The organism is Natroniella sulfidigena, from assembly GCF_023223645.1.
GTDB lineage: Bacteria > Bacillota > Halanaerobiia > Halobacteroidales > Halobacteroidaceae > Natroniella > Natroniella sulfidigena.
In genome coordinates this window covers 145974-158064 of the sequence record NZ_JALKBY010000003.1, presented here as the reverse complement: position 1 = coordinate 158064, position 12091 = coordinate 145974, and the positions used below count along the sequence as shown (strand labels likewise).

Genomic DNA, 12091 nt, shown 5'->3' with positions numbered 1-12091 from the left:
GTGCAAATAATCAAAAGTAGCTTAATTGTGCTACTATTGGTTATGGTTCTGAGTTTAGTTGGCTGTTATGAGCAAGAAGTGCCGACAGAGCAAACTAAAACTGAGAGCGAACCTCAAATTGGGATTATTGATTTAGCTGAAATTAGGCAAGAACATCCTTTAACACAGCAAATTGGTCAAATTGAAGAACGTATTGTCAATCTTAAGCTCTCTTTACGAGAAGAAGAGAAGAGTTTGAGCAAGATTGAGGAAGATACAGGCAGTTATTTAGCTGATTTTAATCAACAGTTGAAAAAGAGATTAGAAGTGATTGAAGATGATTATACTAAAAAAATGGAAGAGGAAGAGTCTAAGTTAAATTCTAAACTCGAAGATTATTATCAGGAACTGATGACTGAAGTTGAAGTTGATTTAGTGGAAAAAGAGAATAATTTGCATCAAAAGTTAAAAGAGGAAATTACGGCACTGGAGAAGGAATATGATACAGACTTGGAAGAATACAGAGATAATATAGACCAAGATTATAATTCAGAGATTATTAATTTAAGGTTGCAGTTAAGGGTTGGTAATCTAGATGAGGGTAAACAAAAGGAATTAGAGAGTCAATTAGAAGAACTGACAACTGAAAGAGAGGCTAAGGTTGAAGAACAAGAACAATATTACAACCAAAAGTTACAGTCTGTAATTGAAGAACAGGAAGCTGAGTTAAAACAGAGGCTAGAGGATTATCAACAACAGTTATTATCTCAAGTTGAGGAAGATTATCTAGCTAAGAAGGAAGAATTAGAGATAGAGTTTTATAATTATTTAACTCTCTTAGAGGACGAAATGATGACTGATTTATCCAGTCGAGAAGAAGAGTTAACAGCTAATATTGAAAATGAATTATTATCAGCTCAACAAAAGTTGATAGCTAGAGTGGAAACTAAGATTAAGGATCTAACTGATGAAATTATTCAATTACAACAAAAAAGGGAGAAGTTAAAGCTAGAAAGGAAAGAAGAACTGGATCTGATTATAGAAGATGTAGCTGAGGATAAAGAAATGGCTTTGATTTTAACTGATTATAATAAAAATTTAGCAGCGATTGATCTAACTGAAGAGGTCTTAGCTGAGATTAGGTTAGGGGGGATAAAGGAATGAAAAAATTTATTTTAATAGTGACTACAACCTTAATAACAGCAATTTTTCTAGTTGGATGTACAGCGGAACCTGAGACTGAAGTTGTAACTGAAGAAAAAGAGGTTAAAATTGAAGTAGGAGTTATGGATCAAGATCGGGTCTGGACTGAAAGTGAGCAAGCAGCTAATTATCAAGAAAAATTAAATAATAAAATAGAGGATATTCAGGAAGAATATAAGCAACAGGTAGAAGGATTAGAAGAACAAGAACAGCTAGAGAAGCACCAACAAACTTATGAAGAAATAAATCAATTACAAGATGACTTAAGAGATCAGTTTATAGCTGAAATTGAACAGGTAGTTAAAGAGATTGCTGTAGAAGAGGAATTAGATATGATTTTAGATCAACAGGATGTTAGATATGGTGGTGTTGATATTACTGAGCAAGTAATTGAAAAGCTACAATAAATTCTTTGATTGACTGATAATATCAGCCTATTATAGGCTGATATTATTGTACATAAGGAGGTTTAGTGATGGGAAGGAAATTAAAGGAGTTAGCTCAATTAGTAACAGGAGAGGTTGTAGGTGATCAAGATTTTGAAGTTGAAGGGGTTGGTGGAGCAGATAATGCTGACAGTAATCAAGTTACTTTTGCTCTTAATCAAGAGTTCTTCCAACAGGCAGTGCAGGGAGCAGGGGCAATTATTGTAACTGAGGATCTTGTTAGAGATGATGTTAGACAACCACTAATTGTGGTTGAGAATCCTCGTTTAGCTTTTGCTAAAATTGCTAAAGTATTTATGCCTCAACCTTATGAGCGGCCTGAAATTAGTAAGCAAGCTGTAGTCAGTCCTAAAGCTGAAATAGGTGAAGAGGTATCGATTCATCCAGGAGTGGTAATTGAAGCAGGGGCCAAAATTGGTGATCGGGTAATTTTAGCCCCAGGAGTATATATTGGGCATGATGTTGAAATAGGTCAAGATAGTATTATTCACCCGAATGTAGTAATAGAATATGAGTGTAAGTTAGGTAATAAGGTTGAAGTTAATGCTGGGGCAGTAATTGGATGTCAAGGGTATGGATTTGAAACAGGTGCAAATGGCCATGAGAAGGTACCCCAATTTGGTAATGTAGTCATTGAAGATAGGGTAGAGTTAGGGGCCAACGTTACAATTGATCGAGCTGCTACTGGATCAACAGTGATTGCTCAAGGAACCAAAGTTGATAATCTGGTACATATTGCTCATAATGTTGAAGTAGGAGCTGATTCATTACTGATTGCTCAGGTTGGAATTGCTGGTAGTACCAAATTAGGAGAGCGAGTTACATTAGCTGGTAAGAGTGGAGTGGTAGGTCATCTAGAGATAGGAGATGATGTAACAGTAGGAGCTTATAGTGCGGTGACCAATGATGTTGCAGATGATTCTTTTGTGTCTGGATATCCTGCTCATGATCATCGGCAGGAAAGAAGGATTAAAGCAGCTCGTAAGAAGTTACCACAAATGATGAAGAAGATGAGAAAGTTGGAAAAGAAGGTTGCTCAATTAGAAGAAAAATTGAATACTCTCAGCTAAAAGAGAATATTGAAAGATAAAATATTTAGTCGTAAGATATTTTGTAAATATTGATGAGTTTAGTGTTTTGAATGTGTGATTTTGAATTTCAACTGTCAATTGTACATTGTCAATTGTACACTAAGACGGGGGTGCAGGGAAACTTAGTTATCTGCGAAGCACTATAGTGATAGATTTAAATTTAGCTGAGAGAGCACAAATTAAATTAGGAGGGGTAATGATGAAGAAGGGTTTGAAATTATGGTTAGTAATAGCTTTGTTGATTGTCTTTTCTGCACCAAGTTATGCTGGGCAATTTGGAGATACTGGTCTGTTAACGATTCCTACGGCCGATATTTTAGCCCCGACAGAGTTGAATTTAGCCTATCAAAGACTTGATAACAGTGGTGATTTAGTAGGTGTTAATTATGGAATTAAGCAAGGTGTTCACCTAGGAATGGGGGCTGTTTGGCCCGAAGGTGTTACAGAGGATGGTGATATCTTCCCTAAGTTAAGAGTTAAATTAATGGAAGAGACTGAAAATATTCCAGCTATAGCAGCGGGAATTATTGATCGAGATCGTTACTTAGTTGCTAGTAAATCTACTCCCTATTATGGATTGAGAGCTCATTTAGGGGTAGGCGATGAAGAGCGGTTTGAGGATAATTTCTTTGTAGGAGTTAGTAGGGTTTTAAATCCTGTCTCTGTCTCAAGTGGAGATAATAGTTTTGAATTACCATTAACGACAATGTTAGCTGAGTATAATGGAGGAGTAAATTTAGGACTTAAATTTGAATTTATTCCTGAAATTAGTGCTAATTTAGGAGTTAAAGATCTAACTGACAATAATGATTTTACTTTTGGAGTCAGCTTTAAAAATGAATTTTAATTTAAAAACCTTGCCCTTAGGGCAAGGTTTTACTTTATAGTTACTCTGGTTTGAAGTGGAATCAAATGATATAATTCCTCGATAGCTTCTGCTTTAAGTCTAATACAACCAGCTGATTCTTGTTCTGTAATCGGGGTTGTACTACCAGTGCCATGGATTCCATAGCTTCCTCCTTTAGTCCAGAGATCGATCCCAAGCCAATAATCACCATAATCTTCCTTTTGCTCGCCTGTGACCGGAAACTTATCTTTAACCTTAAATTTACCAATAGGAGTAGGGCTTTCTTGAGCTCCAATGCCGATGGGATAGTTAGCTACTTTTTCTGCTCCTTGCTTGAGGTGAAGTTGTTGCTCATCTGTAACTATCAGCAATTGATAGGGTTTAAAAGGGGAATTATAATCTTTAGTTGATTTAAGATTAGGCTTGAGACTTTTCTCAATTAAGGTTAGTAAATTAGTTGAATCGTTAATTTTTTGAGGGTTATAATACCAACCTCCTTGTTGATCTAATCTATTATTGACTCGTTTACTATTTGAAACTGGTTCAGTAGGTAAATTTAGTAAGTAATCTCCTACCAATTGATTAAGTTCGGTAGGTAATTGGTAATTATCTTGTAAATAAAGCAGTAAAGCTGTTCTAATCTTAGTTAGCTGTTGTTGGGAAGTTAGTAAGTCTGTTTTTTTTGTAGGTTTAGATTGTTGAGTTCTTAGTTGTTGTAGAAAGTCTTCTATTTGTTCAAACTGCTTTCGGTCTAGATTATGACTTACTCTGTCATTATGAGTGGTCGATTGATAGTTGGTTGAAATAAAAAGTAAGATTAAAAGTAGAAAGATCAGACTGAAAATAAATAAGATTCTTTTTAAATTAGTAGTTGAAAAAAGTGATGAGTTCATAATTCCCCCTCAGACTTGAAGTTTTATTAGTAGTATTGTTGAGTTAAGCTTGTTATAGTCTGTAAACTTTTAACATTCATTTTTAACAGGGATTAGAGAAGTTATGTTTAATATATTATTAATACCTTCTAATTTTAGTTTTAATTGTAGGGGGACAGATAATCAATAAGGAGTAATTAGATGAAAAAAATAATTTTACTAACCATTATGATGTTGGTTATGATAGGCTGTAGTAATGATGATTCTTATCATGAGGGTAATTCGGGTTATTTAACTATTGCAAATACTGAAATTGAACAAGAAATCAATCCAGTTGTTAGTAAGACCAGTCTAGCGGAAGAGGATGAAGATTATTCAGCCCAGGAGTTATTAGTTAAATTTAAAGATGAAGATATTAAGGAAAGAATATTGCTGGAATATGGGTTAAGCATAAAGAAAGAGTTGGATGGCTTAGGGGTAAGTTTAGTGAATGGAGCAGAAGTTGAGCGATTAGAGAAGTTAGCTGAAGAGTTAAATCAACGAGAAGAGGTAGAGTTTGCAGAGTTAAATCAGCGGATGAGAACAATGGAGCTAACAGTTCATCCGACTGATTACTATTATGACAAGCAGTGGCATTATTCAGCGGTCAGCTTACCAGAAACGTGGTATAAGACTACAGGAAGCAAGGATGTAACAGTTGCTGTGCTTGATACTGGGATTGATGTTAACCATCCTGATTTGAATGGTTTAGTAATTGATGGTAAGAATTTTACGAGTGATGCTGAGGATGACTTTTACGATCGGAATGGTCACGGTACCCATGTGGCAGGTAGCATTGGAGCATTAGCTAATGACCAAGGAGTAGTTGGTGTCAATTGGGAAGTTTCACTGCTATCAGCTAAGGTTTTAGCTGATAATGGGAGTGGAAGTAACCTTAGTACAGCTCAAGGGGTTAAATGGGCAGTAGATAATGGAGCAGATATTATTAACCTTAGTTTAGGATCTCCTTTTCCTTCGGCTACTGTTAAGGAAGCGATAGATTATGCCTATCAGAAGGATGTGACTGTTATTGCAGCAGCAGGGAATGGGGGTAATGATAGAGTAGGTGATCCTGATCTTAAGTATCCAGCTCAGTTTGAGACTGTAATTTCTGTGGGTGCAGTTGATCAAAATTTAGAGTTGACCTCCTTTTCTAATTATGGAAGGGAGCTTGATTTTGTAGCACCAGGTCAACACATTTACTCTACTGTTCCTTACGGGAGATACTTGGATTCATATCTTGAAGAAGTAGTAGAAGACGAATATGTTAGGCTTAGTGGTACTTCAATGGCAGCTCCTCATGTAGCAGGGGTGGCAGCATTAATCTTAGCTGAAGAGCCTGATTTAACACCAGAAGAGATTAAAGAACGGTTACAAAGGACTGCTCAGGATTTGGGAGCTGAAGATGTAGGACGGGGTTGGGATTTTAAATATGGCTATGGTTTAGTTAATGCTCATGCAGCAGTCAGTAATGCTCAAATCGGTAGGGCAGTTATCTTCGCAGGTGAAAAAGATGGTAATCAGATTAAGTTGAAGAGTGAATTAGCGGATGTCAGCGATGATGGTTTTTATCAATTGGAAAATGTTAAAGCAGGTGAGTGGCATCTTTATGCTTGGATTGATCTGACAGGTAGTGGTAAGATAGAGCAAGGTGATTACTTTGGTAAGACAGCTCATCCAGTAGGAGCAGGGTTGAATGTTGATTTTGAGTTGGAGTTGTTGACCGATGAAGTTGAATGGGAAATTAAAAAGCATTGAATAGTTAATAACGAATAATTACAATAATGTGTAACAATTGATGTGAAACATGAGGGGCATTTCTCGTTTGGAAAGATTTTTTCTAAGCTTCTAAGATTCGTCTGCGAATAAATAAGAGCAAGCTAATTTAAAATGGGGAAATTAGCTAATTCATACTCTTATTCATTTCTCGACTCATCAAGAAGCTAGACGAAAAAATCTATATGTCACTGCGAAACACCCCTCATGATAAATTTTTAGATTGTAATGTTTTGATTTTACCCGAAGAATTTATGCGATTGCGGTGAAAGTGGATGAGTTTATACGTAATTTTAATACCTCAAATGAGAATGATTTGATTTTGGTGATTGCAAAAATTCAAATTCTTATTGATTTTTTGGCTACTTTTTTATCAAGTGCCCTGAAGGGCTGATAAGCCCTGAGGAAATGCCCTTGGGGTGAAAAAAGGTAGCACGGAAGAAAGTTTGGTTTTTAACTTTTCCGTAAAATGGTTTTGATTTTAAGGTTTAAATTATAATTTCTTAATTTTAAAAGTTAAGCTTTATATCAATTAAGCGTAACTATTAATTAACCACATACTAACTTAATCAAACTAATACCTCAAATGGAATTAATTTCTTATTTAAGCTATCTCCGATTAGGAAAAGCTAATTCAATAAGGAGGGATAGCTTATGGATGATGAGTTATTAAACAAGATGGATGATTTAGTAGAAGGTTTAAAACAGATGGATAACAGATTAAATTCAGTAGAAGAGCGACAAGAGCAGTTACAGCAGGTGATGAAAGAAGAGCAACAAGAAGAAGAATCTGATAGGATCCGGGAGAGATTTTATCAAAATTAAAGTATTAACCAAGCAGGGCCAACATAAAATGTTGGTTCTGCGTTTTTTTAAATGTTAAAATTATTATTAAGGAATAATTACAATAATATGGCACTTTTGTGCCACATTATTGAGTTGACAGTGTACAGTGGATACGGTTTTTGTGATTTTCACGAAGGGTCTTGATAAAGACCCGTAGGTACAGTTTACAGTTAAGATCAAAACCATAAAGCAAAGATAAAAATCTATAAAAAACCTTATATCTATAGGTTTAGGGTGGTTTTGAGTTTAGGGTTTTAACTGTACACTGTCAACCGTAAACTGTAAACTGTAAACTGATATAAAGTGGCATTTTGCCACTTTATATCAACACCGTCCCATTATTTTGAAATCGTTCAATAGAGGTAATTTGATGATCGATGTCTAATATAATAATTAAGATTAAAATTTTAGGGAGAAAGGGTGAAAGTGATGAAGGTGCGATTTAATCATAGAGTACTGATGATTGTTTTTTTAGTATTAATTTTAGGATTAGTAGGTTGTAGGGGAGAAGATGAGCTGGAAGCTGGAGAGGTTTACTTAGAGGTGACCAATCCTGACGATGCTACTGCTGAAATATTTCAAGATGGAGAAGTAGTTGAGTCCGAGCGAGGAGAGTTGTTACATTTTACTGATTTAGAAGAAGGTGAGTATAGGCTAGAAGTTAGTAAAGAAGGATATCAAAAATTTGAAACTGACATTATAATTGCTGATGAACCGCTAGTTTTTACGGATATAACCTTAGAAGAAAAAGAAGTAGAAAGTGAAGAAGTTGAGCCTAAGCCGACCGATCTTAAGTTGGATATTAAGGATATCAATAATAATTACATAGATGCTAAGGTAGCTTTATTAGAAGATGGGCGAGTGATTCGTTCTGAGCAGGGTGCTCAGATTAGATTTTCAGAGATACCACCAGGAGAGTATATACTTAATGTCAGTCAAGATACATATCAGCCTGTAGAGCAAGAGCTAGAGCTGACAGGTGGAGAGGTTGCTAAGACTGTTAATTTAAAGGGAGGAAAGATAGAGCAAGAGATTGTAAGGTCAACTGATGAACAAGTAATCGATATTAAAGGGCTGAAGAGTAATGAAGAAGTGATAGTAGCTGTCAGTCCCTTAGATGTTGATTCAACCAGTGACCAAAAATATAATTTTGATCTTGATCTAGTTTATTATAATTATTTTGGTGAACGGGAGCAAGTTGAGGTTAATGATTCTAGACCAGAGTTTGTTTCTCAATCTGAAGAAGGGGTTGAAGATCAAATCCGGGCCAAGGAGATGGAATTGATTGAGAATGATGACTATCAGCAATTAGAACAAAGAACTACCCCCAAAGAATATAGTTTTTATGAAACGGAAGATTTTTATGTACCTAATTTAGTCAATCCGACAGATGAAGAGGAGTCGATTGTGACTGCTAAGATGGTAGGAGCAGGACAACATATTTCTGTCTTTGTCGATAAGCGAGCTGATCTTGATCTAGATATAGTTGATCGCTTAGTTGAAGAGTTTGATACTAATATCTATCCGACCTTGACTGAAAAACTTGGACAACCATCTGATGTAGATAATAATGAAAAGATTATGGTTTTATTAACTAAATTCAACAATCCTAATACATCAGGCTTCTTCTATCCTGATGATTTACGCCGAGATGTAGAAGGGACTAACTTTAATGATTTAGTCTATCTTAACTTAGAGAAGGGAACTGGTAAGAATTTATATCCAACGTTGGCCCATCAATTTCAACATCTGATCTTTTATAATCAAAAGTTGGCTGCTAATCGGCAAGTAGATGATATTTGGATCAATGAAGGATTGGCTAAATTGGCTGAAAAATTGACAGGTTATATTGATTATGGGCAAGAAGGTTGGTCATGGGATGGAGGAAATGATTGGGTCTATAGCCAATCAACTGCTCACCCTGGCTACTTTATGTTGACTGATGAGGTTGCTGTAATTGGTGAACAATTGAGCATCCCTTATCTGGGTGGAGTAGGATTATTTACTACTTATTTGTATGAGCAGTATGGAGTTGAATTACTGACTACAATAATGACTGCTCAGGAGAGTCCACAGCAGGTGATTGTTGAAGAGAGCGGTTTAAAGTTAGAACAGATATTCTTAAACTGGCTAGCGACTAATGTTACAGATCAGATTGCTAGAGTTGATAGCTCAGTTTATAATTATCAATCCTTTGATTTGGTTAGAAAGCCTAAAATGTTGGAGCTTGATGATGATTACACAGAAGAATTATCGATTAAGCAAAATGGGGTTCAATACTTCAGATTATATGGTCAGAATTCTGATTTGCAGTTTGTATTGACAGCTCCAGAGGAGTTGGATTTGGGAGTAGTTACTATCAGAAGGGAAAGAGATTAAGATAAAGAGGTGTTGGTGTGTTGAAATTAAAACCTCATATAGTTGATAGATATTTGTTAGCGGAATTTTTAAAACCATTTTTACTGTCGCTCTCTATTTTGACAGTGATTTTAATTAGTAGTTATTTATTTGAGTTGACCGATTTAATTATTGTTAAAAGCATTCCGGTTTTGACAATTTTGGAATTGTTATTGTATAAAATCCCCGATATTCTAATAGAGAGTCTAGCCATTTCTGTCTTATTTGCTACTTTACTTGCAATGAGTCAATTGGTTAAGAATAATGAATTGACTGCTTTGAGAATGGGGGGAGCTAGTTTACAGCGTTTGTTGGCTCCTTTATTCTTACTCGCTATAATAATCAGTTTGAGCAATTATTTAATCAGCCAACAGGTTGTACCGTGGACTAATCATCGGGCTCAAAATATTATCAGACAGACCATCCTAGAAGAAGGGCCTCCTAACTTACAACAAGGTACCTTCTTTGAGGGAGGAGATGATAAATACTTTTATATTCAACAAATTGATAATCGGCAAGGAAGGTTAGAACAAATTATAGCTTATGAGATTGAAGAAGATGGATTTCCTCGTCTAATAAGAGCAGAGCGAGGTTATTTTGCGGGGGAAATCTGGCATTTAGAAGAAGGGATGATCCATAAATTAGATGATAAGGGAGAGTTAACTTATCAATCTGATTTTGATGAGATGGAGATAAATCTAAATCAAGAAATCAGAGAATTTTATGGGCAACAACGAACGACTGCTGAAATGAGTCGAGCGGAGTTAAGAAAAGAGATCGAGCTCTTTCAATCAAGTGGTTTAGACGTCAGTTCATTATTGGTTGATTATCATCTGAAGTTAGCTGAAGTCTTTATTTCCTTAATCTTTGTTCTACTTGGGGTACCGTTGAGTTTGAAATCAAAGCAGGGTAAGGCTTTTGGAGTGATAAGTAGTATTATAATTATGTTTTTATATTATTTATTAGTATCCTTTTTTCGTTCGTTAGGCAGAAATCAGATGATAACGCCATTATTAGCAGCGTGGTTGCCTAATTTGATCTTTACAGGAGTAGCAATTTATTTAATTTTCAAAGAGGAATATTTTCCGATTGGGGAGGATTTATGAAAGGACTAAAAATAGTTGATCGGTATCTAGTACTAGAATTTTTAAAACCTTCTTTTTATTCCTTGGTTGGACTAGTAATAGTGATGTTGAGTGGTTATTTATTTCAATTGACTGATTTTATCATTATTCGAGAGGTTCCAATTGCGATTGTAATTAGGTTGTTATTGTATCGGCTACCTCCTATTGTGGTGCAGAGTATTGCGATAGCAGTTTTGTTAGCTACTATCTTATCTTTAGGTCGGTTAGGTAAGGATAATGAATTGAGTGCTTTGCAGATAGGAGGAATCAGCTTTATTCGTTTAGTTTATCCATTATTAGCTCTAGCTCTAGTAGCAAGTTTTATAATTTATGGCCTGAATGAAGAGGTTGTGCCTCAAGCTAATGCTAATTATCAGCGGTTAGTAGAAGAAGAGGTCTATCAAGATAAGGATCCAGGAGTTTATACCGATCTTCTTTTTAGAGGAGGAGAAGATCGCTACTTTTATGCTGGAGAAGTTGATGATCAAAAGCAGCAATTAGAAAGGGTTATGATTTATCAACAAGGAACAGGGAAGCAAATAATTACTGCTACAGAAGGTAGTTTTACAGAAGATAGTTGGTTGTTGGAGGAAGGATTAATTAGTGAACTGGATGTTGATGGTTATTTAGTTAAGGAAGAAAGTTTTAGAAAGTTAGAAGTAGAAGTTGGTCGAGATTTTAGGCAGTTTTATCAATATAATAATAGGGAACCAGGTGAGATGAATCGCAAACAATTACGAGAACAGATCGATTTATTTACAGATGCAGGGATTGATACCAATCAATTATTAGTAGAGTATCATTTTAAATTAGCAGAGGCAATTTTACCGTTGGTCTTTGTCTTGATTGGTGCTCCATTAAGTGCTGGTTCTGAAAAAGGCAGGCTGTTTGGGATTATAGCTAGTATTATTATTATCTTTATTTACTTTGCTGTGGTCTCTATCTTTCGATCATTAGGTGGGAATGGGGTTATTGAACCATTTTTAGCCGTTTGGATTCCTAATTTATTGGTAGGTGGGGTAGGGGTGTATCTGTTATTTAAAGAGAATTATTCTAGCTGAATTACAATAAAGCTTCGCTTTAGTAATTGGTAATTAGTGATTCGTGATTGGTAAAATCAAAGTCAAAATCTTTTGACACAGCGCCCTTAAGAAAACGTTTTTTGTTTTCTGAGGAAGTACTCTTGGGGTGACTAAGATCTAACTAAATTCTGATTAAAACCAATTAAAATTTATTTTATGATCTTGAAATTGTCTTGTGTTAGTCGGATTTCAATCCGAATTTAGTCTGCGTCTAACAAGGTTTTGATTGCATGTTTCTAGGGGGTTGAATTTACTAATTACTAGTTACCAGTTACTAATCACTAAAAACCTAGAAAGGGGTAGCAACAATCAAAGCAGTTAGTTATAAACTTTATCTAGTATTAATCATAATCTTACTTGCCTCCCCAACTGCCTTAGCAGCAGAAGAA

Annotated in this window: 10 protein-coding genes; 9 read left to right on the top strand and 1 reads right to left on the bottom strand. The window is 35.4% G+C overall.

The genetic code is table 11. The features are described from left to right. The 4 genes from MWH28_RS03215 to MWH28_RS03200 all read left to right on the top strand — a co-directional run bounded on the left by MWH28_RS03215 (window position 1) and on the right by MWH28_RS03200 (window position 3566). Complete coding sequence (locus tag MWH28_RS03215) at window positions 1-1143, top strand: GumC domain-containing protein (protein WP_248617837.1); 1143 nt, start codon at window positions 1-3, stop codon at window positions 1141-1143. Then, window positions 1140-1589, top strand: coding sequence for an OmpH family outer membrane protein (locus tag MWH28_RS03210; protein ID WP_248617836.1), 450 nt, complete (start codon window positions 1140-1142; stop codon window positions 1587-1589). Before MWH28_RS03215 ends, MWH28_RS03210 begins: the two co-directional genes overlap by 4 nt. A gap of 68 nt (window positions 1590-1657) precedes the next feature. After that, window positions 1658-2698: a UDP-3-O-(3-hydroxymyristoyl)glucosamine N-acyltransferase gene (lpxD, locus tag MWH28_RS03205; protein WP_248617835.1), complete on the top strand. Its 1041-nt coding sequence runs from the start codon at window positions 1658-1660 to the stop codon at window positions 2696-2698. Window positions 2699-2918: 220 nt separating this feature from the next. Then, the gene (locus tag MWH28_RS03200) at window positions 2919-3566 is read left to right on the top strand and encodes a YjbH domain-containing protein (protein WP_248617834.1); all 648 of its coding nucleotides are present in this window, start codon (window positions 2919-2921) and stop codon (window positions 3564-3566) included. Window positions 3567-3595: 29 nt separating this feature from the next. Here MWH28_RS03200 and MWH28_RS03195 read toward each other — a convergent pair whose 3' ends face one another. Continuing rightward, entirely contained in the window at window positions 3596-4459 is an 864-nt protein-coding gene (locus MWH28_RS03195) for a L,D-transpeptidase (RefSeq protein ID WP_248617833.1), read from the bottom strand. Between the two features lie 180 nt (window positions 4460-4639). On the opposite strand from MWH28_RS03195, the gene MWH28_RS03190 reads away from it, so the two are divergent. The 5 genes from MWH28_RS03190 to MWH28_RS03170 all read left to right on the top strand — a co-directional run bounded on the left by MWH28_RS03190 (window position 4640) and on the right by MWH28_RS03170 (window position 11681). Beyond that, entirely contained in the window at window positions 4640-6235 is a 1596-nt protein-coding gene (locus MWH28_RS03190; RefSeq protein WP_248617832.1) for a S8 family peptidase, read from the top strand. 672 nt (window positions 6236-6907) lie between these two features. Beyond that, entirely contained in the window at window positions 6908-7078 is a 171-nt protein-coding gene (locus MWH28_RS03185; RefSeq protein WP_248617831.1) for a hypothetical protein, read from the top strand. 450 nt (window positions 7079-7528) lie between these two features. Next, on the top strand, window positions 7529-9478 hold the full coding sequence (locus MWH28_RS03180; protein WP_248617830.1) for a hypothetical protein: 1950 nt from the start codon (window positions 7529-7531) through the stop codon (window positions 9476-9478). Between the two features lie 17 nt (window positions 9479-9495). Further along, window positions 9496-10602: an LptF/LptG family permease gene (locus MWH28_RS03175; RefSeq protein ID WP_248617829.1), complete on the top strand. Its 1107-nt coding sequence runs from the start codon at window positions 9496-9498 to the stop codon at window positions 10600-10602. Further along, on the top strand, window positions 10599-11681 hold the full coding sequence (locus MWH28_RS03170; protein WP_248617828.1) for an LptF/LptG family permease: 1083 nt from the start codon (window positions 10599-10601) through the stop codon (window positions 11679-11681). The genes MWH28_RS03175 and MWH28_RS03170 overlap by 4 nt, the downstream gene beginning before the upstream one ends. Window positions 11682-12091: the final 410 nt, after the last annotated feature.